The sequence below is a fragment of the Flavobacterium sp. RSP15 genome, assembly GCF_003968755.1.
Lineage (GTDB): Bacteria > Bacteroidota > Bacteroidia > Flavobacteriales > Flavobacteriaceae > Flavobacterium.
In genome coordinates, this window is record NZ_RYDL01000002.1 from 204502 (window position 1) to 230619 (window position 26118).

At 36.0% G+C, this 26118-nt stretch carries 26 protein-coding genes; 6 read left to right on the forward strand and 20 right to left on the reverse strand.

What is annotated here, in order from left to right; genetic code table 11:
* Complete coding sequence (locus EKM00_RS03245; protein WP_126515223.1) at positions 1-1590, reverse strand: DUF4270 domain-containing protein; 1590 nt, start codon at positions 1588-1590, stop codon at positions 1-3.
* A 20-nt stretch (positions 1591-1610) separates the two neighbouring features.
* On the reverse strand, positions 1611-2417 hold the full coding sequence (locus tag EKM00_RS03250; RefSeq protein ID WP_126451938.1) for a glycogen/starch synthase: 807 nt from the start codon (positions 2415-2417) through the stop codon (positions 1611-1613).
* Positions 2418-2525: 108 nt separating this feature from the next.
* On the opposite strand from EKM00_RS03250, the gene panC reads away from it, so the two are divergent.
* The 4 genes from panC to EKM00_RS03270 all read left to right on the forward strand — a co-directional run bounded on the left by panC (position 2526) and on the right by EKM00_RS03270 (position 7682).
* Positions 2526-3374 (forward strand): pantoate--beta-alanine ligase, encoded by an 849-nt coding sequence (gene panC, locus EKM00_RS03255; protein WP_126515224.1) that lies wholly within the window; start codon positions 2526-2528, stop codon positions 3372-3374.
* A gap of 14 nt (positions 3375-3388) precedes the next feature.
* A complete protein-coding gene (gene panD, locus EKM00_RS03260) occupies positions 3389-3739 on the forward strand; it encodes an aspartate 1-decarboxylase (RefSeq protein WP_126451936.1) in 351 nt (116 codons plus the stop codon).
* A 235-nt stretch (positions 3740-3974) separates the two neighbouring features.
* Complete coding sequence (radA, locus tag EKM00_RS03265; protein WP_126515225.1) at positions 3975-5336, forward strand: DNA repair protein RadA; 1362 nt, start codon at positions 3975-3977, stop codon at positions 5334-5336.
* 378 nt (positions 5337-5714) lie between these two features.
* Positions 5715-7682 (forward strand): biosynthetic peptidoglycan transglycosylase, encoded by a 1968-nt coding sequence (locus EKM00_RS03270; protein WP_126515226.1) that lies wholly within the window; start codon positions 5715-5717, stop codon positions 7680-7682.
* A gap of 51 nt (positions 7683-7733) precedes the next feature.
* Here EKM00_RS03270 and EKM00_RS03275 read toward each other — a convergent pair whose 3' ends face one another.
* The 3 genes from EKM00_RS03275 to EKM00_RS03285 form a co-directional block, all read right to left on the reverse strand.
* Positions 7734-8771: an aldo/keto reductase gene (locus EKM00_RS03275; RefSeq protein ID WP_126451933.1), complete on the reverse strand. Its 1038-nt coding sequence runs from the start codon at positions 8769-8771 to the stop codon at positions 7734-7736.
* Between the two features lie 278 nt (positions 8772-9049).
* Positions 9050-9991, reverse strand: coding sequence for an OmpA/MotB family protein (locus EKM00_RS03280; RefSeq protein ID WP_126515227.1), 942 nt, complete (start codon positions 9989-9991; stop codon positions 9050-9052).
* Between the two features lie 172 nt (positions 9992-10163).
* Entirely contained in the window at positions 10164-10925 is a 762-nt protein-coding gene (locus EKM00_RS03285; protein WP_126515228.1) for an exodeoxyribonuclease III, read from the reverse strand.
* A 199-nt stretch (positions 10926-11124) separates the two neighbouring features.
* On the opposite strand from EKM00_RS03285, the gene EKM00_RS03290 reads away from it, so the two are divergent.
* Entirely contained in the window at positions 11125-12927 is a 1803-nt protein-coding gene (locus EKM00_RS03290) for a GNAT family N-acyltransferase (RefSeq protein ID WP_126451930.1), read from the forward strand.
* 274 nt (positions 12928-13201) lie between these two features.
* On the opposite strand, the gene EKM00_RS03295 is transcribed toward EKM00_RS03290, so the two are convergent.
* From EKM00_RS03295 to EKM00_RS03305, 3 genes are all read right to left on the reverse strand, one after another.
* A complete protein-coding gene (locus tag EKM00_RS03295) occupies positions 13202-13483 on the reverse strand; it encodes a TM2 domain-containing protein (protein ID WP_126515229.1) in 282 nt (93 codons plus the stop codon).
* A gap of 176 nt (positions 13484-13659) precedes the next feature.
* Positions 13660-13848: a hypothetical protein gene (locus EKM00_RS03300; RefSeq protein ID WP_126515230.1), complete on the reverse strand. Its 189-nt coding sequence runs from the start codon at positions 13846-13848 to the stop codon at positions 13660-13662.
* Positions 13849-13928: 80 nt separating this feature from the next.
* A complete protein-coding gene (locus tag EKM00_RS03305) occupies positions 13929-14876 on the reverse strand; it encodes a 2-hydroxyacid dehydrogenase (RefSeq protein ID WP_126515231.1) in 948 nt (315 codons plus the stop codon).
* Positions 14877-15021: 145 nt separating this feature from the next.
* Between EKM00_RS03305 and nhaA the strand changes: the two genes are divergently transcribed.
* A complete protein-coding gene (gene nhaA / locus EKM00_RS03310) occupies positions 15022-16191 on the forward strand; it encodes a Na+/H+ antiporter NhaA (RefSeq protein WP_126515232.1) in 1170 nt (389 codons plus the stop codon).
* An 82-nt stretch (positions 16192-16273) separates the two neighbouring features.
* Here the strand turns inward: nhaA and EKM00_RS03315 are convergent, their stop codons facing one another.
* The 12 genes from EKM00_RS03315 to EKM00_RS03370 all read right to left on the reverse strand — a co-directional run bounded on the left by EKM00_RS03315 (position 16274) and on the right by EKM00_RS03370 (position 26102).
* On the reverse strand, positions 16274-16645 hold the full coding sequence (locus EKM00_RS03315) for a hypothetical protein (RefSeq protein ID WP_126515233.1): 372 nt from the start codon (positions 16643-16645) through the stop codon (positions 16274-16276).
* Between the two features lie 102 nt (positions 16646-16747).
* Positions 16748-17344 (reverse strand): hypothetical protein, encoded by a 597-nt coding sequence (locus EKM00_RS03320; RefSeq protein ID WP_126515234.1) that lies wholly within the window; start codon positions 17342-17344, stop codon positions 16748-16750.
* Positions 17345-17399: 55 nt separating this feature from the next.
* Positions 17400-17780, reverse strand: a complete 381-nt coding sequence (locus EKM00_RS03325; RefSeq protein ID WP_199734590.1) for a Dabb family protein — start codon at positions 17778-17780, stop codon at positions 17400-17402.
* A gap of 146 nt (positions 17781-17926) precedes the next feature.
* Positions 17927-18277 (reverse strand): hypothetical protein, encoded by a 351-nt coding sequence (locus tag EKM00_RS03330; protein ID WP_126515236.1) that lies wholly within the window; start codon positions 18275-18277, stop codon positions 17927-17929.
* Between the two features lie 198 nt (positions 18278-18475).
* A complete protein-coding gene (locus EKM00_RS03335; RefSeq protein WP_126515237.1) occupies positions 18476-19093 on the reverse strand; it encodes a hypothetical protein in 618 nt (205 codons plus the stop codon).
* A 353-nt stretch (positions 19094-19446) separates the two neighbouring features.
* Positions 19447-20223: a pyrroline-5-carboxylate reductase gene (gene proC, locus EKM00_RS03340; protein ID WP_126515238.1), complete on the reverse strand. Its 777-nt coding sequence runs from the start codon at positions 20221-20223 to the stop codon at positions 19447-19449.
* A gap of 207 nt (positions 20224-20430) precedes the next feature.
* Positions 20431-21783: a magnesium transporter gene (mgtE, locus tag EKM00_RS03345; RefSeq protein WP_126451920.1), complete on the reverse strand. Its 1353-nt coding sequence runs from the start codon at positions 21781-21783 to the stop codon at positions 20431-20433.
* On the reverse strand, positions 21773-22552 hold the full coding sequence (gene rsmA / locus EKM00_RS03350) for a 16S rRNA (adenine(1518)-N(6)/adenine(1519)-N(6))-dimethyltransferase RsmA (protein WP_126451919.1): 780 nt from the start codon (positions 22550-22552) through the stop codon (positions 21773-21775). The genes mgtE and rsmA overlap by 11 nt, the downstream gene beginning before the upstream one ends.
* Before the next feature lie 116 nt (positions 22553-22668).
* A complete protein-coding gene (locus EKM00_RS03355) occupies positions 22669-23124 on the reverse strand; it encodes an ORF6N domain-containing protein (protein WP_233592230.1) in 456 nt (151 codons plus the stop codon).
* A gap of 183 nt (positions 23125-23307) precedes the next feature.
* Positions 23308-23619, reverse strand: coding sequence for a DUF4286 family protein (locus tag EKM00_RS03360; RefSeq protein WP_126451918.1), 312 nt, complete (start codon positions 23617-23619; stop codon positions 23308-23310).
* Between the two features lie 69 nt (positions 23620-23688).
* Entirely contained in the window at positions 23689-25467 is a 1779-nt protein-coding gene (locus tag EKM00_RS03365; RefSeq protein ID WP_126515240.1) for a tetratricopeptide repeat protein, read from the reverse strand.
* Positions 25468-25520: 53 nt separating this feature from the next.
* Positions 25521-26102, reverse strand: a complete 582-nt coding sequence (locus EKM00_RS03370) for a TIGR00730 family Rossman fold protein (RefSeq protein ID WP_126451916.1) — start codon at positions 26100-26102, stop codon at positions 25521-25523.
* Positions 26103-26118 lie beyond the last annotated feature (16 nt).

A 26118-nucleotide genomic window follows, 5' to 3' on the forward strand; every position in this document is an offset into this window, starting at 1 on the left:
TTAATTTGGTTTTGTATAAAAAATTTCAAGTTTCAATCGTTTATCTGATGGTACGGTAGATTTAGAACCGTATAAAATAGTTCCCAAAGGACTCATAACAGAAGCTTTTGGCGCTCCAGTGATGAAGGAATTAGGAGTTCTCAATATATGGGAAGGAAATACACTGATGTCTTCGGTAACAACAACTCCTAATTTGACATTAGTTGAATCCTTCACATTGATTAGATTTCGTATTTGATTGGTTATTCTGATCTTGTATGTCAACCCTTTTTTTGAAGTAGCGTTTACGTTAATATTCCCATCAAAAACTGTTTTTGCTTTTTTAAGATTGGCAGTATTAGAAGATAAGTCCATAAAATAGTCCACAATAGGCCGATTATTATTAAAATCATATAGATAGATCCTTTTTGGTTCATAACTACCTGACATAGCCTCCGCATCAATATGAAAAACAAGACTTGCTTCATTGATCAACCAGCCACTGTTCCTAATGGCTTCTAACTGACCCGGAGTGTTAAAAAGACTCAATACTGCAACGGATCCTTGGCCCCCTTTAAGGTATAATTTCTCGTCTCCTTCCGAAGTATTTCCCGTATTAGGCAAAGCATTATAGGCAAGTCCGCTACTTCCAAAATTGTTTTCTAACAAACTAACACAGTTTCCTGTCAGGTTCATCACTATGGTTTTTTTAACTCGTGTTGGGTTCCCTCCCGTGGTTGAGGCCAAATCTTCATTATATTTTATTGTGATTTTCCCTGCTTTAAAGTCCAACATTGCTAAATTACCAGCACTTCCTGCCGCTTTCTCCATTTTAAAGTACAGGCCTCTAAAATAGTCTTTAAAAACATCATTTGTTGCTAATTTTCCCGAAGCAACAGCATCTATTATTCTTGTCTTAAAATAGCCTCTATTTAGACTGATTTGCATTCCCGGAGCCGTTCTTGTTGTGGTAACAGCACTAGTTAAGGAATCCGTAACCGCAACTACATGCTCCGCAGGATTAAAGAAAAAAGCATCGTTTTGTGCTGTATCCACAGCGTCATTTAAACGATTGGATACTTTAACATTATCAAATTCTGTATTTTGGTTTGTAAAATAATTTTGAGCCTGTTGAAAACCACCTACCGGATTCGCATCTCTCATGTAGTAACCCGACTCATAGATGCTAATTTTCATTTTAGCTTTTTCGGCACCATAAATTGAATCTAAGCGATACACATTTCCCGTTGTGGTAGACGAGGAGGTCAATGTGCTAAAATATGGAATTGTCAAGATTACACTTTCTATATAAGGGTTTGCACCTATAGTAGTTATAGGAGTGACCAATGTCAATTGTGTACCATAATTTGCTGTTACTTCGCCGAAATTAGGATTATTAAAAATCCCTAGAGGGCTTACTGCCAAATTATTAGATTGTATTGGCCCTGTTTTTTGATTGTAGGCTATTACATCATACGTTTCTTTTTCTAGGTTAAAATTATTTTCACCTATTAAACCCGCTCCAATTTCATTATAATCTTTATCACAAGAATATAAAAAAGCAATACTTGCCACTACCAGAATTTTCTTAAAGAAAGAATTATTGTACATATTTAATAAAAAAGTTTAATTTAAAGAACCTCGTTTCTGTAGAAATTAGTATAGGCTTCCGCGAATGCGTCTTTCGGGACGAAAGATAAAAAAGGTTTCCCTGAAGATTCTATAAATTTTGTTAAACTTGAAGACAGGTTTTCCGAGGCAATAATCACAGCATCAGAATGTTTTATTGTGGCCTTAATAATATTTTCATAATCCGGGATTTCTAGATCAGCTATATCTTCTTTAGGTATGCCATCAAATTTTACTTTATTAATCATTCCAGCATCTAAACTTCCTTCAAAAGACTGACTGTAAACCGATGTAACGATCTTTGTCTCTGAAAACAATGCCTCATTTTTATAATAATGTTTCATGTAAATGGGCAACATTGCCGCCATCCAGCCATGAACATGTATAATATCTGGCACCCAATTGAGTTTTTTTACGGTTTCTACCACGCCTTTTGCAAAGAAAATAGCACGCTCATCATTATCTGGATACATGACGCCTTCTTCATCTGCAAAAGTTGCTTTACGCTTGAAATATTCATCATTATCAATAAAATACACTTGTATTCGTTCCTTTGGTATAGATGCCACTTTAATAATCAGCGGCATATCCAAATCATTTACTACCAAATTCATGCCCGAAAGTCTGATAACTTCGTGCAACTGATGTCTTCTCTCGTTAATATTCCCATACCTTGGCATAAAAATTCTTATTTGTCCGCCTTGATCGTTAATCATTTTTGGAACGTCATAAGACATCAAAGAAACCTCATTTTCAGCGAGATAAGGCACCACTTCAGATGATACGTATAATATCCTCTTATCTTTCATATTGTAATTTACTTAATTTATTGGCAATAAAAACAGTGCAAAATTACAATAATTTATGCAGTTATTAACTAAAATAGTAAGTTTGCATTTAATTTTAATAATACAGTCATGCCTATTTTCTGCGGAAAAGGATCTTTAATGGACTATTTGAAACCTATAAAGGCACTTCACTCCACCATTGGATTTGTTCCAACTATGGGTGCTTTACACCAAGGCCATCTGGCATTAATGCAAAAATCATTGTTGGAAAATGAGAATACGGTAGTGAGTATTTTTGTCAATCCTACGCAATTCAACAATTCCGAAGATCTGGCAAAATACCCAATAACATTAGATGAAGACGTAAAAAAACTTACGGCTTTGAATCCAAATATCATTTTATACGCCCCTGCGGTGGCGGATGTTTATGATGGAACACCCCTTGCAGAACATTTTGATTTTGATGGACTTGAAAATCAAATGGAAGGCAAGTTCAGGCCTGGGCATTTTAATGGTGTCGGTACAATTGTAAAACGTCTATTTGAGATTGTTCAACCTACAAAAGCTTATTTTGGGGAAAAAGATTTTCAGCAATTGCAAATCGTAAAAAAAATGGTAGCTAAAAACCATTTAGACATAACCATAATTGGTTGTCCCATTTTTAGAGAGCCTAACAATCTGGCCATGAGTTCCAGAAATGAACGTTTATCAGCTCTGGAAAGAATCGAAGCCGCAATCATCTACAAAATTTTAACTTCTGTAAAAGCCCAATTTTTTACAAAAAGTACCGCCGAAATTTCAGAATGGGTTCAAAAATCATTCCGGAACAATCCTACTTTTGTATTGGAATATTTCGTTATTGCTGATGAAGCAACCCTGCTTCCGTGTACCCGAAAACATAAAAATAAAAAATACCGTGCTTTTATTGTTGTAATAGTCAACAATATTCGTTTGATTGACACCATTTCATTAAATTAATTTACTTTTGTAGCATGCAAATTCAAGTTTTAAAATCAAAAATTCACCGCGTTAAAGTAACGGGAGCCGATCTGAATTATATCGGAAGTATTACCATTGACGAAACGTTACTGGATGCTTCTAACATCATTGAGGGGGAGAAAGTGTCTATTGTAAACATCAATAATGGTGAACGTTTTGAAACCTACGCCATCAAAGGCGAAAGAAATTCAGGAACCATAACCCTCAACGGACCTGCGGCCAGAAAAGTGCAAAAAGACGACATCATCATCATCATCTCATACGCAACAATGGAATTTGAAGAAGCCAAAACCTTCAAGCCTTGGGTTGTTTTTCCCAATGAAAAAGACAATTCTTTGACCTAAAACATTCCATTCTAAAACGGCTCTTTATGGTATCGTTTATGATACGCAAAAGGCCCTTGTCACTTCCAGCCACTGATGCTCTATTTTTTAAATAAGAAAAATAAAAGCAACAGTGGCTAATTTTTTATAATGTAGTATATTGCTTCTCCTAGTGAGCGTTAAATACCCGTACTTTAACCAAACGGTTGCTACTAGAAAAACAGGATGCTATGAAAAGCCAAATACCAAAAAAATAATGTCAAAAGTAAAAACAACTTTTTTTTGCCAAAACTGTGGCGCACAATATGCCAAATGGCAAGGACAATGCAATTCCTGTAAAGAATGGAATACAATAGCAGAAGAAATTATACAGAAACAAGAAAAAACAGCTTGGAAAAGCGAAACTACTTCTAGCAGTAAAGCACCAAAACCGTTACGAATAAACGAAATTGATTCTGCTCAGGAAATCCGAATGGACACGACAGATGGCGAACTAAATCGCGTTCTGGGTGGCGGAATCGTTCCCGGCTCCTTGATCCTTTTAGGTGGTGAACCCGGCATAGGAAAAAGCACACTGTTGCTCCAAATCTCTTTAAAATTACCGTATAAAACTTTATATGTTTCAGGCGAGGAAAGTCAGAAACAAATAAAAATGCGTGCCGAAAGAATCACGCCCAGCGGTGACAATTGCTATATTCTTACCGAAACCAAAACCCAAAACATCTTCAAGCAAATTGAAGCCATACAACCGGAAATCGTGATTATCGATTCCATTCAAACCTTGCATACGGATTATATCGAATCCACTCCCGGCAGTATTTCTCAAATACGGGAAACCACTGCCGAACTAATCAAATTTGCCAAAGAAACTAATATTCCAGTGATTCTGATTGGTCATATCACCAAAGACGGTAACATTGCCGGACCAAAAATCCTAGAACACATGGTGGACACAGTTTTGCAGTTTGAAGGTGACCGAAATCACGTATATCGCATTTTACGTTCGTTAAAAAACCGTTTCGGATCCACTGCTGAAATTGGTATTTATGAAATGCTGGGCAATGGTTTACGCGAAGTTTCGAATCCATCCGAAATACTGATTTCGCATAAAGACGAGGAATTATCGGGAACAGCAATTGCTTCAACTTTAGAAGGCATGCGCCCGTTGATGATTGAAATTCAAGCCTTGGTAAGCACCGCCGTTTATGGAACGCCACAACGCAGCACGACGGGGTATAACGCCAAAAGACTTAATATGATTCTAGCCGTTTTAGAGAAAAGAGCCGGTTTTAGGCTTGGCGCCAAAGACGTTTTCCTGAACATAACCGGAGGAATTTCAGTAGATGATCCAGCGATAGATTTGGCTGTAGTTGCCGCCATTTTGTCCTCGAATGAAGACATTGTGGTCAATAAAGGTTTTTGCTTTGCCGGCGAAGTGGGACTTTCCGGTGAAATACGTCCGGTAAACCGCGTGGACCAACGCATTCAGGAAGCGGAAAAATTAGGTTTTTCGACCATTTTTGTTTCTAAATATAATAAAATTGCATTGAAAAATACCGGAATTAACATTCGATTAGTAGCCAAAATTGAAGATGTGGCGAGTGAGTTGTTTGGATGATATTTGTTGACAAATCTAAAATAACGTTTCTCTTATACATTTAGTGTTGCAACTAATTGTAATTGATTGGTTTACGATGCAGAAGTTGTAGTCTTGATTTGTTTTCAAATACTCTAAGGGCACGGATTGCAAATCCGTTATCGGGATATAAAAAACCGAAATCCAATTACTAATGGCACTGCTGCCGCTAATATCAAAAACTACAACGCAGAAATGTTGTAGTTTTTTTATGTCCTAAAATGGAATAGTATTCATTTTATCCAATCAAAACTATAAAGAAAATTATAAAAAACTCAGCTTTAGTATTATTTTCCTTTTCTTTATGAATAATATTATAAACGCCTTGTATTTTAGATTCTTTTATTTTTAAAACTGTTTATGAAAACCCAAAAACAAAACATAATTCTAGCAACAAAAATACTTTTTGTATTGTTTACCACTATAATTATTGCTTTTTACCTCTTTCGTGATGCCGTTTTACAGCAAACCATTGCAAAAGTTTCCCATGAAATGAAAATGGATTACAACAGTACTTTTACGATAAAAAAAGCTTCTTTTGAAGGATTGTCCGGTCTAAATCTTACTGAAATCATTTTGGTTCCAAAAAATGCCGATACGCTTTTTAAAATTAAAAAATTAAAAACCAGCGTTAATTTGTGGCATTTGACAACCGGCGACCTACAACTTGGTACTTTAGAGGTTCAGAATGGTTTTATTCAATTAGTAAAAAAAGGAAAAAAGGGAAATTACGATGCTTTTTTAAAGAGGGACAATCAAACACCAGTACAAAATGAGAAAAGAGATTACGCTCAATTTGCCTACAGAATCATCTCAAAAGTACTAAATTTAGTTCCAACTGATATGATTCTGAACAATCTTTCGATCCGAATTAACGATAACGAAAAAAAAACAAACATCAATTTCCAAAAATTGCGATTGGTCAACAAGCAACTTGAAACTGCTATTCAAGTGCAAACCAACACCTTTACTCAGCACTGGAAAATTAAAGGATTTGCCGATCCCAGAAATAAAAAAGCCGATATTAGATTCGTTAATATCGACACCGGTGCCATCAAAATGCCGTATTTAGACGAGCGGTTCAACCTAAAATCAAGCTTTGACTCCATTCGTTTGAATATTCAAAACATAGATAAAGACGGTGATGAATTGCATATCGATGGGTTTATGGCTATTGCTAATTTAAAACTCAACCACCCTAAAATCGCCAGCAAAGATGTATTGCTAAAAAACGCCAAATTTGACTACCGTTTTCTTTTGGGTTCTGATTTTATTTCGATTGACAGCACCTCAACAGTTCAGTTAAACAAGATAAAACTTCATCCTTATGTGGCTTATGAAACTGAAAAAGACACGATTTATAAACTCAAAGTGAATATTCCAAAAATGAACGCGCAGGATTTTATCACTTCGCTTCCAGACGGTTTATTTGCCAATTTTCAAGGCATGAAAGCCAGTGGTACTTTTGATTACAAATTGGACTTTGCATTCAACCAAAACAAACCCAATCAACTGGTTTTTGACAGCAAACTAAAAAAAGAAAATCTAAAAATTACAAAATACGGTGAAGCCAACCTGAACAAACTCAATGGCGAATTTGTGTATCGCGCACTTATAAAGAACGTGTTGCAACGTCCGGTTTTAGTGGGCTCTGCTAATCCAAATTTCACGCCACTGGACCAAATTTCACCCTATTTACGAAAGTCGGTTTTGACAACGGAAGATCCTTCTTTCTTTTCGCATCGTGGTTTTATCAGCGAAGCTTTCAAACAATCCATCATCAAAAACATAAAAACTAAAAAGTTTTCCCGCGGCGCCAGTACCATCAGCATGCAATTAGTGAAAAATGTTTTTCTGAGTCGGGAAAAAACTGTTTCCCGTAAACTGGAAGAAATTTTATTGGTTTATATTCTGGAAAACAACCGGATTGTAAGCAAGGAACGCATGCTCGAAGTGTATTTTAATATTATCGAATGGGGTCCAAATGTATATGGAATTGGCGAAGCAAGTCAATTTTACTTTCAAAAAACACCTTTGGAATTATCGCTGAACGAATGCTTGTATCTTGCTAGAATCATTCCAAGTCCTAAGAAATTCATGTATCAGTTTAACGATCTAGGGATGTTGAAAGATTTTGCTGTACAACAAGAATCGTTCTTAACGAATATTATGTTTCGAAGAGGACTTTTGACTTCTGAAGACACGATTTACAAGACCTTACCAATATTGATTTCAGGACCTGCAAAATCTTTTATCAAATTCAAAGTACAAGATTCCACGCAAATAAAAATGGATTCCTTAGCCGTTGATGATGAATTTGATCTTTAATTATTAAAAACAACCCTGTCAGAGTTTGGAACTCTCACAGGGTTTGTTAAATTAAGGTGCCGGATCCGGAATCACGGCTTGCACTTCATCAATCGCTTTTAAGATTTCATCCGAAAGTGATACTTGAATGGTATCAATATTTTCTTTTAATTGTTCCAATGTGGTTGCGCCAATAATCGTGCTGGTTACAAACGGCTGTTGTTCTATAAATGCCAACGACAATTCCGTCAAGGTCAATCCGTTTTTCTTAGCGATTTCCTGATATAGCCGCGTGGCTTCGATGCATTGTGGACTGTTGTATCTGGAATACTGCGGAAACAATTTGATTCTGGCATTTGGATGCGCTTCGCCAGTAAGGAATTTACCGGACAAAACGCCAAAAGCCATTGGAGAATAAGCCAATAAACCAACATTTTCTCTCAGGCAAATTTCAGCGGATCCGTTTTCAAAAAGTCGGTTCAATAACGAATACGGATTTTGAATCGTCTTTATTCTTGGCAGATTATTGTATTTGCTTTCCTCCAGAAAACGCATAATTCCCCAAGGATTTTCATTTGAAAGACCTATGTGATTTATTTTTCCTTCCTTGACAAAACCGTCTAATGCTTCCAGCACATTATGAATATTATCTTCCCAAGCATCGTCTTGCACTTTGAAACCGCGTTGTCCAAAATAATTGGTTTTACGTTCCGGCCAATGCAATTGGTACACATCCAGATAATCAGTTTGCAGGCGTTGCAAACTACTGTCCAATGCAAACTTGATACTGGCGGGCGAAAAATCTAATTTTTCTCTCATGTAGCCAAAATTAGGATTGGGTCCGGCAATTTTGGAGGCCAAAACAATTTCTTCTCTTTTCCCTGTTTTCTTGAACCAGGTTCCAAGGATTTTCTCTGTACTTCCATAGGTTTCCTGACGCCCCGGAATAGAATACATTTCGGCAGTATCAAAGAAATTGACTCCGTTTTCTAAAGCATAATCCATTTGTGCGTGACCATCAGCTTCTGTGTTTTGTTGCCCAAAAGTCATGGTTCCAAGGCAAATTTTGCTGACTTTTATATCAGTATTGGGTAGTGTAGTGTATTTCATTTTTAAGGAAATTGTATTTTATTTTCGAAAACAAAGATAAAATTAGTTTGCGGTTACGATTTAGTGTTAACAGAAAATTGACAAAACTTTACAGGATGTTAATAGAATAACCGCGAATTCGCAAATAAAAACCTCTCAATCAAGAGATAAAATTAGCGAATTAGCGGTTAAGAAAAGGTTCCTTTTTTAAACCATTAAGAGATTAATTTTCATTAAGAATTCACGCACAATTTTCTTAATTCCTTAATGGCTAAACTTATAACAGTATATATTGGCAATTAATTGATGTCATTCAGCATTTCGGCGATTTCATCTAATCTTGGGGTAAGAATGATTTCAATTCTACGGTTCTTCGCTTTTCCATCAGCAGTTGCATTGCTGGCTAGCGGGGAGAACTCTCCTCTTCCGGCGGCGGTAAGACTTTGTTTGTTGATTTTTGAGTTTTCGCTCAAAATCGCTACGATTGCGGTGGCTCTTTTGGTTGATAAATCCCAGTTATCGGCAATTGGTCCAGAAGCTGAAAAAGCATCATCATCCGTATGTCCTTCAATAAGAACGGAGATTTCAGGATTGTCTCCTAAAACTTTACCTAATTCTACTACTGCCTTTTTCCCTTCGGAACCTACTGACCAACTTCCGGAATTGAAGAGCAGTTTGTTCTCCATGGATACGTATACTTTTCCATTTTTTTGTTCGACAGTCAATCCTTTTCCTTCAAAACTATTCAAAGCATTAGAGAGTGTTTCTTTTAGTTTTTTCATGTTAGCTTCTTTGGCGGCGATCAAATCTTCTAATTCTTGCAAACGCTGGGCACTTTTGCTCAAACGCTCCTGTTCTACTGCCAACGCTTTTGCTTTCTCATCTAATTGGCCTAGTAAATCACGATTTTTCTTCATATTACTTTGTAAAGCCTCTCCGCTGTTTTTCTCTAAAGCGGCATAGGAATCCTGCAGGACTTCGAGTTTGTTTTGAGCAGCAGCATAATCTGCTTTCAATTTATCAAGCGCTGCTTTAGAAGCACTCAAGTCAGAAGTTAAAGCGGTCCGATCTAAATCCAATTGGTTTTTAGTTTTCAGTAAATCTTCATTTTCGTCCGTTAGACTTCGGTTTTCCTTTTTGGAATCCGCATACTTGTTTTCTAAGTCATTGTATATTTTTTTCGACACGCAGGATGTTGAAAGTGCCAATACGAGTAATCCTAAGGAAAATTTTTTAATCATTTTAATGGTGTTTATATCGTTTTTATTGTTGTTTTGAAATCAAAAATTTGAATTCCATTCGGATGTCCTAGCCCCGATAGAAGTGAAAATCCTTTTCTCTCGTTTTTTAACGAGAGAAAAGATTGTAACGGATAGCGGGAAATAGCTCCTCCCTAGGCTGCGCTAAAGAGGATTACTCTAATTCTACCAAGACCGGGCAATGATCTGAATGTACGGCATCTGATAAAATAACGGCTCTTTTGAGTTTATGTTTCAAAGAATCGGCAACTAAATTATAATCGATGCGCCACCCTTTGTTATTTCCTCTGGCTCCAGCGCGGTAACTCCACCAGGAATACTGATGCGGTTCACTGTTGAAATGGCGAAAACTATCGATAAATCCGGACTTTATAAATCCGTCAAGCCAGGTTCTTTCTTGGGGTAAAAATCCGGAAACGGTCTTATTTCTGATTGGGTCATGAATGTCAATTGCCTCGTGGCAAATGTTGTAATCACCACAGATAATTAAGTTTGGCGTTTCTTTTTTGAGTTCATCAATATAATTCTTAAAATCATCCATAAACATAAATTTATGGTCGAGTCGCTCCATATTTGTCCCAGATGGCAGGTACAAACTCATCACGGAAAAATCATCATAATCAGCCCGAAGATTTCTTCCTTCAAAATCCATGTGGTGAATTTCGGTTCCGTGGACCACATTATTAGGTTTGATCTTTGAAAGAATTGCTACGCCGCTATACCCTTTTTTAGTGGCTGAATAATAATATTGATACGGATACCCTGCCTTTGCAATAGCCTCCACAGGAATTTGATCTTCAGTGGCTTTGATTTCCTGTAGGCAAATGATGTCCGGATTTGCCTGTTGCAACCAATCGATAAATCCTTTTGAAATGGCGGCTCTGATTCCGTTGACGTTGTATGAAATAATTCTCATATAGTGTGTATTTGAATTTCTGTCGAAATAAATAATTTCCAAATGGTATTAGAAATACATTTTTAGATTCTGTCAGAAAAAATTATGGCGTGTATGTACCGATTTCAAATGTAATAAAAAAGTACAAGTTTGACTCAGAAAAATAGAGAAAATGGAGTTTTTTGCTATCTTTGTTTCTTGCTTTAAAAGAAAAAAATTCATGGGTTTAGTAACCGCCAAAGAAGTTGCAAAAGCAATAAATGCTGATAAGTATGGAGTTTTGGGTACCTTTTCAGGATGGATACTTATGAAGGTGCTAAAGATTTCTACCTTAAACAAAATGTACGACAGAAATAAGCATTTGAAAGATGTTAATTTCCTGAATGGAATATTAGATGATTTACAAATAAAATTTGAAATTCCGGAAGAGGATTTAAAACGCCTACCAAAAGAAGGAGCTTACATCACGATTTCAAACCATCCACTGGGAGGAATTGACGGGGTTTTATTATTGAAATTAATGCTGGAGAGAGAGCCCAATTTCAAGATTATAGCTAATTTTCTTTTACACCGCATTAAGCCGCTCAAAAAATACATCATGCCGGTGAATCCTTTTGAAAATCATAAGGATGCTAAATCAAGCGTGGTGGGAATCAAGGAAACACTGCGTCATTTAAGCGATGGAAAACCCTTAGGCATGTTTCCCGCAGGTGAAGTATCTACCTATAAAGACGGAAAGTTAATGGTAGATAAGCCGTGGGAAGAAGGAGCTATCAAAGTAATTAGAAAAGCACAGGTGCCTGTGGTCCCTATTTATTTTCATGCTAAAAACAGTCGATTATTTTATTTACTTTCTAAAATAAGCAGCACTTTTAGAACGGCAAAACTGCCTTCGGAAGTCTTTAGCCAGAAACGTCGTGTGATCAAAGTACGTATTGGTAAACCAATTTCCGTAAGCGAACAAAATGAGCACAAGACTTTAGAAGAATACTCAGAGTTTTTACGAAAAAAAACATATATGCTGGCCAATCCTTTTGAGAAAGAAATTCCTTTTTTGCCAACACCCACCTTAAAAATCCCTAAAAGTCCAAAGAAGATTGTTACTCCGGCCAACAGTGAAAAAATGATTGCCGAAGTTGATGCCGCAAGAAATAGCGATTGCCGCCTTTTGCAAAGTAAAAATTACGAGGTTTTCTTTACTGAAGCCGCTAAAATTCCTAATGTCCTACACGAAATAGGACGTCTTAGAGAAATCACTTTTAGGGAAGTAGGCGAAGGAACCAATGAGTCTATTGATTTAGACAAGCACGATAAATATTATCATCATTTGTTTTTATGGGATAATGAAGCCCATAAGATTGCCGGTGCGTACCGAATGGGATTAGGTTCAGAAATTTATCCGAAGTATGGAATCAATGGATTCTACCTCAACGATCTGTTTAGATTTGAGCCCGAATTGCATGACATGATGCACAAATCTATCGAAATGGGACGCGCTTTTATCATCAAAGAGTACCAACAAAAACCAATGCCGCTTTTCTTGCTTTGGAAAGGAATTATGCATACCACCTTACGCTATCCCGAACATAAATTTTTATTGGGAGGCGTGAGTATCAGTAATCAATTTTCAGATTTTTCTAAATCCCTAATGATTGAATTTATGAAATCCAATTATTATGATCCGTACATTGCGCAATACATTCATCCCAAAAAAGCGTATAAAGTAAAATTAAAAGATGCCGATAAGGATTTTATTTTTAACGAAACCGAATCGGATTTGAATAAGTTTGATAAAATTATCGACGAGCTGGAACCGGGAAGTTTGCGTTTGCCGGTTTTAATCAAAAAATACATTAAACAAAATGCAAAAGTGGTCGCATTTAATGTGGATCCGTTGTTTAACAATGCCGTAGACGGATTGATGTACATCAGGATTGCAGACATTCCGGAAAGTACGATGAAGCCCGTCATGGAAGAATTCCAGAAAGAACTGGAGCGAAAACTGAGCGAGAAAGAAGATTAATTTCAGAATCCCATTAAATAAGTAAGTCGAAAGTTTAAAAGTCGTAAAGTCAAAAGAATTAACTTTAAGTAAAACAACTTTAAATCAGATTGTTACATAATTTTATCTTGACTTTAAAATACGACATTATACCATGGTTATTACTTAGTTGCTAGAAATTTTACAAATCAGCACAAAATTAATTCGGGGCAATTAGTAAAATTTGTGGTAGAAAAATACCCCCAAATAGTGTCTGACTTTTTGGGAATAGTCTAAAACCGGCGTTTTTTATGTTTTAAAACCAAGCCTTTTTACCTACTTGATACATTTGGTAAAACTCCTCGTCAGATTTTGTCAAATAAATTATTCCTTCGATAATACCTAAAATGTATGTCACCGTTCCGCAGGTAAAAAGACTAATTACCAGCCAAATTATCCCTTCAGTAGTATACCCCAATAGGAATTTATGAATCGCAAGAGGACCTAAAAGTATCGCTAAAATTCCGGCAGGCAGCTTTTTATTGTTTTGACGAACTGGCAGCGGATTATTCCAATTTTCAATCTTCAAATTTTGCATAAATAATTTGTATTAGATTGTTTTTCAATGGTTAAAAATATAAAAATTATTGAAACACTCTACCAATTGGTTCAAAATTCGGTTTTATTTCCTCCACTATTCAAAACCCATCCGAATTTTCTAGAGTTACAAACCTCCATATCACTCACAATTACTACACCTTCATCTGATACTTTTTACAATAACCGTTCTAAATCATCAACTATAAAATTTTGCACGAACCGTTTTTCGTTTGGCTCAAAATCATTGGTATCATCCATAAACGGCTTCCATTGGATAAAACGATCCTTCCCCATTTTGTCTTTCCACCAAAAAGTAAAACGATACGAATTGGTTTTTAAACCAAAATGCTGTCTCCGCAACAAGCGACGAGTTTTAGGAATTTTTACTTTAAAGAAGAAACTCCAATTCCCATATTGCGCTGCTACGGCACGACAAATTTTACCTAACTAAGATACTTTGCTTTTATTTTATCAACGATTACTTGTGCCAATCGTTCATGGCTTTCGAAAGTCCAACCGGCAATATGTGGCGTCAGAATTGCGTTTTTGGCTGTCAACAAATACTGAAAAGCCGCTGGTGTATTTTTATCGTTAAAAAGCGTTTCAAAAGACAACTTCTCATATTCCAGAACATCTAAACCTGCTCCGAGAATTTTCCCGGATTGCATGGCAGTAACCAAATCAGCAGTGACGATATTCTTGCCTCGAGAGGTATTAATAATCCAAAAAGGCTTAAGAAATCCATTGATAAAATCAGCATTCACCATTTTATTTGTTTCGGAAGTCCATGGAATATGCAAACTCACTACATCTACTTTTTGCTGAAATTCTGCTAAGGAAACCTGCTTCGCATTAGCATCACCCACATTTTCTTGAATGTCATAACACAAGACTTCGACATCAAAACCACGGAGTTTTTTGGCAAACGATTTTCCCATGTTTCCATACCCGATAATCCCAACGGTTTTACCATCAAGTTCCTGACCGCGATTGCTTTCCCGGTTCCAATGGCCCGCTCGTATCTCGCTGTCAGCTTGATTCAATTTATTAAAAATGGATAAGATCATACCCAAGGTGTGTTCAGCAACAGCGTTTCTATTTCCTTCTGGAGCGGCAATAAGTGTAATGTTTTTAGATGCAGCATGCTCGCAATCAATGCTTTCTAGTCCGGCTCCAACGCGAGCGATGAATTGCAAATTAGTAGCTTTATCTAAGAAAGTTTTGTCAATCTTGAAACGACTTCGAATCACAATTCCTTGATACTCCTGAATTTTAGTTTCAATTTCTTCTTTTGAAGAAGTAAAATCACTGTGATTGATAAACCCGGATTTTTGCAATTGATCCCAAAGTAAAGAGTGATTGCTATCTAGGTGCAGAATTTTAATATCCATAAAAATAGTATTTTTTGATAGTCAAAATTAACAAAAAAATTACGGTTTATACTTTTAAGAACGGAAATTAGCTTTCAAAAGCTTAAATTTGCAGAATTCCTATTCATCCTTCATACTATTAATTATAGGAAAAGAAAAACAACAAATGAGATTAACAAAAACATTCAAAGCCTTTTTTGAAAACGAAAAAGCGGGAGGTCTTTTATTACTCCTAGTTACGATACTCTCTCTTCTATTTGCTAATTCCCCTTTTCAATCTGACTATATTGCTTTTTGGGAAACCAATATCGGCAACCATTCGATCACCCACTGGATCAATGACGGACTGATGACTATCTTCTTTCTTTTGATTGGTTTAGAGCTAGAACGGGAGATCTACAAAGGAGAATTGTCGAGTATTAGAAATGCCACTTTACCTATTTTTGGTGCTTTAGGCGGGATGATTGTTCCGGCGGGAATTTTTTTACTGCTCAATTTTGGAACTCCCACACAAAATGGTGCCGGTATTCCTATGGCTACTGACATTGCCTTTGCAATTGGAGTTTTATCGCTTTTAGGAAATCGGGTTCCTACCTCGCTGAAAGTATTCCTTACTGCCCTTGCTGTAATTGACGACTTAGGGGCTATTTTGGTAATTGCTGTTTTTTATACAAAAACAATTGCTTTTACTAATCTGTTTATTGCTTTTGCCATTATGGGTGGTTTATTTATCCTGAACAAAAGAAAGGTTCACAACCTTATCCCCTATTTAATTGGGGGTGCTGCTATGTGGTATTTTATGCTGAATTCAGGTGTTCACGCCACTATTACAGGCGTCTTATTGGCTTTTGTCATTCCATTTGGAGACGGAGGCAAGAAAACATCCTCTTATATATTACAGCATTTTTTACATAAACCGGTTGCGTTTTTGATTCTGCCGCTTTTTGCCATCGCCAATACCAGTATTGCCATTGGTTCTGATTGGTCAGAAGGATTGAATCATACTAATACAATTGGGATCATGTTGGGACTTGTGGTGGGAAAACCTCTTGGAATCTGGCTTTTCTCCTTTTTAGGAGTGAGTTTAGGCATTTGCACGTTGCCCAAAGATTTAAATTGGAAAAAAATAATTGGGGCAGGAATGCTTGGTGGAATTGGGTTCACCATGTCCATTTTCATTACCCTTCTTGCTTTCAAAGAAAGTGGCGAAGAAGTTATTACATACTCTAAAATTGCTATTCTGATTGCTTCTTTTGTTGCTGGTCTGACGGGTTTCTTCTGGTTGAAATATACCTTAAGAAAACAATCTAAAAAGAAGAAAACAGCACTAGTATAAAACATATTGTGATCCTAAAAAGCCTCGTTTAAGCAATTAAACGAGGCTTTTTTATGTTCAATAAGCTTCTATTTTGAATAACTTATCGCAAAACTATTTTTAAAATCTCTTTTTTTAATAAATAAAGCATGAATGGAATAATCATCACAGGAGAAAATTTTTGAAGTACTGCAAATTGAATAACCAAACCGGTTACCACCATTCCGGTCAGTATTCCGAATCCAAGATTGTACGTAAGACTAGGATTTATGCTCAGTACTTTCGTTTCTCCCGCCTTTAGCACTATCTCTTCTGTTTGAAAAGAAGTCCCATCACCAATTTCTATGGTATGTTTTCCGGGCAAAACACGGTATTCTTTCCGGTTGTTGCTGTAGTTCATTTCACACTCCGTTTTGCTATCAATACGTACTACATAGCGATTGGATTTATTGTAAATACCACTGCTTTTAGACATTCTGAAAACAATTGTGCTCTAATTCATGTTTGATTTTTTACCGTTTTTTATGCTAACAAAACCTTATTCATGGTTCCTGTAACAAGTCTACACATATTTACCCTAAAAAGTATATCCAATTCCTAGGTGTAAAAAAGGAATGTATTGGTTTCTATTGTATGCTCCATCTGTGTTCTGGACATTACCGTTAACCGAATTCTCTTTCAAATAAACCACTCGATACCCAAATCCTACCGCAGTTTCATAGGTAAAATGATTCCCAATAGTACGCTTCAAACCCCAAGTGGGTACAATTGCTAAATCAGCCGTTTTTGTAACGTTATCTGCAAGATTAATCACAAACCAATCCGGATGGTAACTTGTTTTAATGGAAAAATAATTCCCGCTATTATTGGCGATTTGCTTCCCATTTGAATTCCTTTTTTCCAGATTATAGTAATACCTTGGTTCTAAAGTGACTACTGGCTGCAAAATAAAACCGGTTCCATCATAGTGATCTCCTACCGTAAAATCTTTTTCAAGACCGATTTCACTGCGCACAGCGATACTATTAGACACCTTACTTTCATTGTTAAACCAAATTCCTGCGTGTACTCCGAATCCGGTTTGTATGCCAAAAATTGATTTTTCAACGGTTACTTCTTGGGCATTTGCATTTAGATTGAATGCTAAAATCAGGACTACTAGGACTTTTCTCATTTATTGATTATTAGTGTTATTCTCTGTTATTTAAATTTTTAAACCAGATTTCTGTTTACTTATTCGTCCAATAATCTACTACGGTAACTTTATCTGGTGCCGGACTCAAAACAGCCACAAAAGCTTTATGATCCGGATGAATTAAATATGCATCTCTGTCCGCTTCGCTGGTGAAAGCCAACACAAAACAATGGGTCAAACCATTATTCAGGTTTTCAGGACTGTTATTGATTCCCCATTCATACGCTTTTATGAATTTGATTTTATGTTCCAAGTTCCCAAAAGCAGTGACCACTTTGTCAATTGCTGCTGCATCTGTACCAGGTTTCCAACCAAACATCACCACATGCTTAAGGAGCTGTTTTTGTTCGTCTTTTTGCGCGCTCACAGTATAACTTGAAATTAAAATAAGGATTAATAGGAGTAGTTTTTTCATGGTTATTTTTTTCAAATATAAGATTTATTTGATTGTGTAAACAAATATTAATATTTGCGAAGCTTAAGTAAAAAAAATTGCGCAAAGTCAGAGACATTTGCGCAGTTTATATAACGAAAAATTTACGGAGCAGGGCAGAGCGTTTATTAATTACAATTTGATTCCCCTAATAAAACTCCGTATGCGTTGTCACTATTTGGGTCGTTAATTGAATTAACTTTTACAATTTTCACCCATTTAGTAGTTGCTTTATTTTCATTTAATATTTGACATAAATATTGAGCATATCCATTTCGAATTGTTCCATCATCTTCCACACTTACATAAAGCACGTTTGCATCAGTTATAATGGCTTCTTTTACTTTCATTTCTTTTTTAACTTCTGCAAGTGCTGTTTTGTTATTCGGATCGTCCATCGGTTTTACGATTTCTCCACAACTAATAATTAATAAGAATTGCATCGTAGCGAAAGCTAAAAATATTTTTTTGAATTTCATGTTGTATATATTTAATTTAAAAATGATTTACTAATATTAAAGTTTTGGATTTGGTATGGTTATATATAGTGTTTTGCAACTTACGATGTAGTGTATTAGGAAAGCATAAACTTTCGATTAAAATTAATTAACGATTAAATTGCATTAAAACAATCTAATTATTAAACATATAAAAACTACGATTAAGCTATGTAAATGCTAAAACAAATCGTTGATAATTACTTTTTCAATTTTGAAAGGCAAAAATTGTTTTAAAAATTGCTCTCTTAATCTATGTTGAAATTTTTCAGTTTGACTTTCCAACCATTGACTTAAAAAAACTATCAACAAATTAATCTTATCAATTTCTAATTTAATAAATCCTTTACGTTTTGAATTCATATATTCTATACTGCCTTCCGAAAAAAGCTCATTTTTTGGAATTAATAAATAAGCAATTCCAACTTCATTATACGTGTTTCCTCGATGAGATATAAATTTATGCCTTAAATCCATCAAGAAATCGTGAGTTTCTAAAAAATCTTGATTGTTTTCATATACTTTTTTATCAAGTTTAGCATTACAATCTGTTGATGCATCTGTAAAACACTTTCCGTATAAAGCAATTACCGAATAAGTTAGAGCCGACTGAATAATACTGGAATTTGAATTTAATAGTGCTAAATATTCTTGAATCATCTTTAAGTCAATTCTCATTGAACAGTAAGCATTGTATTTTTTTGCCAACTTATTTGGAATAAGGGCAATTAGATTTTCTGAAGCATACTTTGTATGCACATCTTTCATCAATTCTATTAAATTTTCATCTTCTACCATAAGTTCATATTGCATTACTATTAAACATTTTCAACTTTACACATCTTTTTTAAGACGTTCGTTGTTAATTCATTTATAAAATATAAATTAATTCTTTATCAAATCTATCAAAAATAAAACACAACCCATTACGGTTTCCCACATTTGAAAAAAAATAAAAATGATTGCAGATTTTTGATAAACGATTTTTGATTTTAGATATAAAATGTATAGAAAAACCAATCGGGTTCGCGTGAAGGATAGCAGCTAGCTACCGAAGTAGCGCGGATAGCCTGACGCCAATAAAAAAAGGGTCCTCTCAACAGTTACGCTGAGAGGACCCTTTTTGTAATGGCGGCACGCCCAAATGAAATTTATCCCTTGATTTGTTTCAAGGATGTTTTAATACCTCGGATTAGGGACGAACTGAATCCGTGCATTTCCATTTCGTTCAATCCCGCGATCGTGCAACCTTGCGGCGTGGTCACGCGGTCTATTAATTGTTCCGGGTGTACTTTTTCTTCTAGTAGCATTTCGGCAGCGCCTTTTACGGTTTGTGCCGAGATGGCCAAGGCCGTTTGCCAGTCAAATCCAATTTCGATTCCGGCTTGCATCGAGGCGCGAATGTAGCGTAGCGCAAAAGCGGTTCCGCTGGCGGCCAAAACAGTTGCAGCATCCATTAATTTTTCGTCAATAATAGGAGCGGTTCCCAAACTCTGAAAAAGGGAAACAACATCTTGTGCCTGCTCTTTGTCTTTTTCATGAAACGCAATACAGGTGGCTGAGGCGCCAAACTGTGCCGCGATATTGGGCATGATTCGGATGGCACTATTAGCAGTACCGATTTTGTTTTGCAGATTTTCTATCGACAATCCACTCACTGCCGAGGCGATGATTTTATTAGAAATTACGGGAAGAATTTCGGCCAAAACAGTGTCTACTTGGTATGGTTTGATGGTCAAAATAATGACATCGGCTTCCTGAATCTGATGCATATTATTTGTAGAAACTGTTGCTCCTAATTTTTCAAGATACAGAATACTGGAGGTATTTCTTCGGGTTATGGTAACTTGGTCTTCTGGTGAAAATTTTGATAGTCCTAATGCGATAGAAACTCCTAAGTTTCCTCCGCCAATGATATGTACTTTCATGCTGGTTTTGGTTTTTCCTCTCCTCTCCAGAAGCTTCGGGACTTTCCAAAAGAAAGCAAGCCGTCTGGAAAAAATGTTGGTTGTGTAGTTATAAATGTATTCGTTTGTTGTTGTTGTATTTCCTCTCTATTCTCTTTTTGTCTATTCTATTCTCTTTATTCTATTCTCTCTACTCTCGTTGTTCTATTCTCATTGTTCCTTACTTTCCTAAAACCCTAAAATCATTTTTGCTATCGAAAAATAAATCAAAATGCCACAAATATCATTACTGGTTGTAATAAACGGACCGGTTGCCAATGCGGGATCAATACCAAATTTATCCAGCAATAACGGGATAAAAGTCCCTATTAATGAAGCAATAATAATTACTGAAATTAATGCTACGCAGATTATAACGCCAATTATCATTTCAACATCCAATAGAAAATGACTTCCTAAAAATAATATTATAGCCAGAATCAATCCATTTAATAAACTTAGGGAAACTTCCTTCACTAATCGATTAAATAGCGACCCACTCAACGTATTATTAGCCAAACCCTGTACGATAATTGCCGAGGATTGTACACCGACATTTCCTGCCATCGCAGCGATAAGGGGCGTGAAAAAGAATAAATTACCATGTTGCAGCATTGCACCTTCAAACAAGCCCAATACTTTTACGGAGATAAAACCGCCTAAAAGAGCCAAAACTAACCAAGGCAACCGCGCTTTTGTATGTTCGAATATACTATCATCGGCTTCAACATCTTGCGAGATACCTGCAGCCAACTGGTAATCCTGATCGGCTTCATCCTTGATTACATCCACAATGTCATCAATAGTGATTCGGCCCACTAACCTTCCTAATTCATCTACAACAGGAATAGCTTCTAAATCATATTTCTGCATAATTCGGGCTACCTCAACATCTTCTGTATCTACTTTTACGGAGTTTAATTTCCGGATGTACACATCATTAATTGGGGTTCTGGAAGAAGTGGTCAATAAATCCTTGAGGGATAAACGCCCTTTCAATCGGTCTTCATCATCCACCACATAAATCGAATGGACTCTGGAGATATTTTCGGCCTGAATGCGCATTTCTTTGACACAAGTAAGCACATTCCAATTTTCATTGACTTTTACCAATTCCTTGTGCATGATTCCACCGGCGGTATCTTCGTCATAGCGCAATAAGTCAACAATATCTTTGGCATGTTCTACATCCTGAAGTTCTGATATTACTTCGGCTTTCAAATTTTGTGAAAGCTCCGCTATAATATCAGCTGCATCATTGGTTTCCAGCTCATCTAACTCTTCTGCAATTTCTTTTGGCGAAAGCCTGCTTAATATATTTTCTCGTAAATCATCTTCTAGTTCCAGAAGAATTTCGGCAGTTTTTTCACTGTCTAATACTTTAAAAATATAGGTCGCTTCATTAAAATCAAGCTCATCGAGGATTTCAGCAATATCAGCATGGTGCATATCATTCAATAATACTTCCAGTTGCTGGTCGTTTTTGTTTTGAATGAGTTGCTCTAATTCCTGAATTAATCCTTTGCTGATTTTAAACTCCATCGGCTTCTATTTTTTGGGTGAGTGCTATAAACTGTGCTACATTTAATTGTTCTGGTCGAAGGTTGAAAATTTCATCTTCTCTCAAACTATCCGACAAATTTAAGGTTTTTAAACTATTGCGTAACGTTTTACGTCGTTGTTGAAAAGCCGTTTTCACTACCGTAAAAAACAATTTTTCACCACAAGGCAAGCTGTAATCTTTTTTTCTGCGCAAACGCAAAACTCCTGATTTTACTTTTGGCGGCGGAATAAAAACATGTTCGTCTACCGTAAATAAATACTCGGCATCATAAAAAGCCTGTACCAAAACTGACAGGATTCCATACGCTTTTGTTCCTTTTTTTTCACAAATGCGTTGTGCCACTTCTTTCTGGAACATTCCGGCAAATTCTGGAATCTGATCGCGATATTCCAATGCTCTAAACACAATTTGTGTCGAAATATTATACGGGAAATTTCCAATAATTGCGAATTGTTTCCCTTCGAAAATTTCATTGATGTTGTATTTCAGGAAATCTTTAGAAATGATTCTATCCTTTAATTTTGGATAATTTTCATCTAAATACGTCACTGATTCCGCATCGATTTCAATAACGTAGGTGTTCATTGGTTTATCCAATAAATATTTTGTCAAAACGCCCATTCCAGGACCTATCTCCAGTACATCATCATACCCTTCTAAGTTCAATGTATCTGCAATGTCTTTGGCAATACTTTCGTCTTTCAGGAAGTGTTGTCCGAGGTGTTTTTTTGCTTTTACTTTTTCCATGTTTGTCTTTGCGAGGCACGAAGCAATCTCACTTTATTGTTAGGTTTATTTTGCCCCTAAGGCACCACTGTATTGTATTAAATATCCAGAAAACTATCGCAAAATCAATATTGCAACTACTTCTTATATCCTATTTTTCCTCGTTCTGGAATGATTTCTTTCTTTTCCATAAGTTCATCTACATATTGAAAAACGAGTTCTATGTTTTTTTCCTGATTTTCAATTTTCTTTTTCATTGTTTCAAAATCAATACGTAAATCCGAATTATCGGAGAGCATTTGCCTCGTTTTTGTAAATATCCGCATTATCTGAATATTGGTTTGAATTGCTTTTTCACTATTCAAAACACTCGATAACATTAATACGCCGTGTTCTGTAAAAGCCATCGGAGCATATCGCAAACCCATCTTTTCAGAATTGGAGATCACAATTTGTGACCTCCAATTCTCCAATTCTACTTTAGATAATTCAAACATAAAATCTTCTGGAAATCTATTCAAATTTCTTCGCGCAGCTTGCTTTAAAACCCTTGTTTCAACCCCGTAAAGTATTGCCAAATCACGATCCAGCATTACTTTTTGGTTTCTGATGAAATAAATTTTATTGATAACAATGTCATCTGGAATTATTGAAATTTTATCGCTCGTAAAATGAAATTTTTATGTTTTTTATAATTGGAGGTCGCAAATTGCGACTTGAAGATTGTGATTCAAAACGACAATCTGAATAGGATTGCTTCGTTCCTCGCAAGGACTCTAATAATCCGCAATCAATTCTAATTCTGTTCTAAACGCCAGCATTTTGTCCCCAAACAGCTTCGCTCCTTCTTCACGAAAAGCCGGTGCGTCCTCCAAATAATATTTCTCCAAAGTGTCTTTGCTGTCCGTCACATATTGAACGGAATAGGTAACTCCGCCCATTTCTTCTTCAATTAAAACCCGTACCATTCTTGCCGAAGAGAATTTTCCTGTAGCCAGAATTTCTGGAATGTGTTTGTGTTGCATCCAGATCATCCATTGATCGTGAACGCTTTCGTGTATGTTTGTAGTGACGTTGTATAGTATCATTTTTTTTGTTTAACTGGTTAATTGTTTTTTCGGTTAATCGGTTAAACATTTAACCGATTAAACATTTACTTATAAATTAGTATCTCCCCTCAACTGCCTGAATTTCTTTCTGGCTTCCACAAAATAAATACTGTCCTGATGATTAAAAATAATCTTCTCATACAAAGGTTTCGCTTTATCAGGCAATAGCAGTTGTTTTTTATATATCTCTGCCGAAAAATACAGCGCTTCGTCTATGTAAATCCCATCGCTATACTGATCCATAATCGTTTGGTATTGGCTTAAAGCCAAAGTAAAATCGCCCGTTTCTTCGTAAATATTTCCCAAACGCAACAACGTCACGGCTTCTATTTGCTGACCTTTATGATTTTTTAAAATCGATAGAAACTGCGTTATCGCTTCCTGATTCCTATTTTGATACAACAGATAATCTCCTTTGGCAAATTGTTTCAAAGCCGTTTGTGTCGAATCAACGACGGTATTGTCATTGATTAACAGAAAATATTCCAAAGCATCATTCGCAATCAACTGTGTATTGGCTGATTTCAATTCCTTAAATTGTTTCAACGCCCAAGCAAAATCAGCTTTAAAATAACTCGTTTTTGCGGCTTTCAAACTGGCTTCATGCGCCATTACATCATTCTTCAAGTCCAATTCAATCTGGGAATAATAAATCAACGCCTGATTGAATTTTTCTTCGTACAACAAAATATCTGCCAGTTCCATTTTGGCATCAGCCACCTGATAATCATTCAATTGCAATTCCAGCGCTCTCTTGATTATTGCCTTTCCTTCCTCCGGTTTTTTTAACTTAAATGCCGTGAAATGTGCCTGAATCAGCTGCAAAGATAAGGTAAAAGGACTTATTTCAAATTGTTTCACCAAACCGTCTAATTCTTTGCTGATAACGGCAAAGTCTTTTTCGGTTGCTTTTTCAATTTTCATCGCAATCAAATACGAATTCGCTTGGATCAGCAATTCTAAATCTAGTGTGTTTTGCAATACAAACCCTAAAATTTCCTTTGCCGCTTCCTCATTTTCCTCGTCAATTGCCAGTTGCCCTAAATTTACAATCGTAGCAAGCGATTCTGGATTGCGTTTATAAATGGCTTTTTGCTGAATAAATGCTTTCCCAAATTCCTTTTCCTGCACATAAAACCAACTCAGATAATGGTTCCAAAAAATGTCTTGATTTTTCTGCGTCCTTACAATTAAAGCTTTACGCAACAATTCATTGAAATTTGCATCGCCTTCATCAGCCATAAAACGAACCAGTTGATTTTGGATTCGAATGGAGTTTTGAGGATTAGCAAACGCTTCATCCAGAAAAGTGGAAATCATCATTTCTATATTAGACAATTGACCGTAAAGCAATCCTATTTGATAATTGAAATTAAAATTAGGCTCTAATTCTACTGCGATTTGGTAGGATTTCAGCGCGTATTCGAGTAGCACTTTTCGCTCAAAAGTGTTTGAAATTCCGTACACTTGATTTGGATTTTTTCTGATGCGGTCTAATGCCTGATCGTAGTACATCTTGGCTTTATCATCATTTTTTTGCAACTGAAAATTATATCCTAATTCTACCAGAAGATTTCCTTGATTGTACTTGTCAAGTCGTTCTTGAATGGCTTTTTCGGCACTTTCAAACTCTTGCAATTGCTGTGAACAATCGATTATTCTTAAAAAATACTGAGAGTTTAATGGAATCTCTTGCAGTAATTCTTCATAACTGATTTTGGCTTTTTCAAAATCGCCTTTATCATAATAATACTGTGCCAATTGTTCGTTTTGGGCGAAAGCAAATAACGATAAAAACAGGTGTATTAAGAGAACGATTTTTTTCATTTTTTATCTGTTTTTCTAATTCAGATTAGGTCTTGGAATACATATTCGTGTCTTTATTCATTTCCTTTTTTAATCCATTTTCCAACTTCCGGTGCGGTGTAATTTTCCATTTTGTTCAGCAATTCTTCCGCATTATCACTAACCAAAATCATCTTTTGATTGATTTCTTTTAAAAAACCGTTATCAACCATTTTTTGGATGAATTGCAATAATAAATCATAAAATCCATCAACGTTTAAAATCCCAATGGGTTTCTTATGAAGTCCGAGTTGCCCCCACGTGAGCATTTCGAAAAACTCCTCTAAAGTTCCAAATCCACCAGGCAATGCAATTACGCCATCGCTTAATTCATTCATTCTGGTTTTTCTTTCGTGCATACTTTCCACAATGATTAACTCGGTCAAATTATCGTGAGCCACTTCCTTAGACATCAAAAAACGGGGTAAAACACCAAATACTTTTCCGTTTTCACTCAAAACACCGTCAGCAACCGCACCCATTAAACCAACTTTTGCGCCACCGTAAACCAAATCAATGTTCTTCTTAGCCATTACCTGTCCCAGTACTATCGCTTGAACCTCATAATTTTTTTCATTCCCAAAACTGGAGCCACAGAACACCGTAATCTTTTTCATCAACAAAATATTTTTC

What these genes read in the sequence shown, in the direction of transcription:
- EKM00_RS03320 (WP_126515234.1), bottom strand. Translation starts at nt 17,344, where the DNA reads ATGAGAAAAGTCCTAGTAGTCCTGATTTTAGCATTCAATCTAAATGCA.
- EKM00_RS03280 (WP_126515227.1), bottom strand. Translation starts at nt 9,991, where the DNA reads ATGATTAAAAAATTTTCCTTAGGATTACTCGTATTGGCACTTTCAACA.
- mgtE (WP_126451920.1), bottom strand. Translation starts at nt 21,783, where the DNA reads ATGGAGTTTAAAATCAGCAAAGGATTAATTCAGGAATTAGAGCAACTC.
- EKM00_RS03355 (WP_233592230.1), bottom strand. Translation starts at nt 23,124, where the DNA reads ATGCTGGATCGTGATTTGGCAATACTTTACGGGGTTGAAACAAGGGTT.
- panC (WP_126515224.1), top strand. Translation starts at nt 2,526, where the DNA reads ATGCCTATTTTCTGCGGAAAAGGATCTTTAATGGACTATTTGAAACCT.
- nhaA (WP_126515232.1), top strand. Translation starts at nt 15,022, where the DNA reads ATGAGATTAACAAAAACATTCAAAGCCTTTTTTGAAAACGAAAAAGCG.
- EKM00_RS03245 (WP_126515223.1), bottom strand. Translation starts at nt 1,590, where the DNA reads ATGTACAATAATTCTTTCTTTAAGAAAATTCTGGTAGTGGCAAGTATT.
- EKM00_RS03295 (WP_126515229.1), bottom strand. Translation starts at nt 13,483, where the DNA reads ATGCAAAATTTGAAGATTGAAAATTGGAATAATCCGCTGCCAGTTCGT.
- proC (WP_126515238.1), bottom strand. Translation starts at nt 20,223, where the DNA reads ATGAAAGTACATATCATTGGCGGAGGAAACTTAGGAGTTTCTATCGCA.
- panD (WP_126451936.1), top strand. Translation starts at nt 3,389, where the DNA reads ATGCAAATTCAAGTTTTAAAATCAAAAATTCACCGCGTTAAAGTAACG.
- EKM00_RS03315 (WP_126515233.1), bottom strand. Translation starts at nt 16,645, where the DNA reads ATGTCTAAAAGCAGTGGTATTTACAATAAATCCAATCGCTATGTAGTA.
- EKM00_RS03285 (WP_126515228.1), bottom strand. Translation starts at nt 10,925, where the DNA reads ATGAGAATTATTTCATACAACGTCAACGGAATCAGAGCCGCCATTTCA.
- EKM00_RS03335 (WP_126515237.1), bottom strand. Translation starts at nt 19,093, where the DNA reads ATGGTAGAAGATGAAAATTTAATAGAATTGATGAAAGATGTGCATACA.
- rsmA (WP_126451919.1), bottom strand. Translation starts at nt 22,552, where the DNA reads ATGGAAAAAGTAAAAGCAAAAAAACACCTCGGACAACACTTCCTGAAA.
- EKM00_RS03325 (WP_199734590.1), bottom strand. Translation starts at nt 17,780, where the DNA reads ATGAAAAAACTACTCCTATTAATCCTTATTTTAATTTCAAGTTATACT.
- EKM00_RS03275 (WP_126451933.1), bottom strand. Translation starts at nt 8,771, where the DNA reads ATGAAATACACTACACTACCCAATACTGATATAAAAGTCAGCAAAATT.
- EKM00_RS03305 (WP_126515231.1), bottom strand. Translation starts at nt 14,876, where the DNA reads ATGGATATTAAAATTCTGCACCTAGATAGCAATCACTCTTTACTTTGG.
- EKM00_RS03250 (WP_126451938.1), bottom strand. Translation starts at nt 2,417, where the DNA reads ATGAAAGATAAGAGGATATTATACGTATCATCTGAAGTGGTGCCTTAT.
- EKM00_RS03365 (WP_126515240.1), bottom strand. Translation starts at nt 25,467, where the DNA reads ATGAAAAAAATCGTTCTCTTAATACACCTGTTTTTATCGTTATTTGCT.
- EKM00_RS03360 (WP_126451918.1), bottom strand. Translation starts at nt 23,619, where the DNA reads ATGATACTATACAACGTCACTACAAACATACACGAAAGCGTTCACGAT.
- radA (WP_126515225.1), top strand. Translation starts at nt 3,975, where the DNA reads ATGTCAAAAGTAAAAACAACTTTTTTTTGCCAAAACTGTGGCGCACAA.
- EKM00_RS03290 (WP_126451930.1), top strand. Translation starts at nt 11,125, where the DNA reads ATGGGTTTAGTAACCGCCAAAGAAGTTGCAAAAGCAATAAATGCTGAT.
- EKM00_RS03330 (WP_126515236.1), bottom strand. Translation starts at nt 18,277, where the DNA reads ATGAAATTCAAAAAAATATTTTTAGCTTTCGCTACGATGCAATTCTTA.
- EKM00_RS03370 (WP_126451916.1), bottom strand. Translation starts at nt 26,102, where the DNA reads ATGAAAAAGATTACGGTGTTCTGTGGCTCCAGTTTTGGGAATGAAAAA.
- EKM00_RS03270 (WP_126515226.1), top strand. Translation starts at nt 5,715, where the DNA reads ATGAAAACCCAAAAACAAAACATAATTCTAGCAACAAAAATACTTTTT.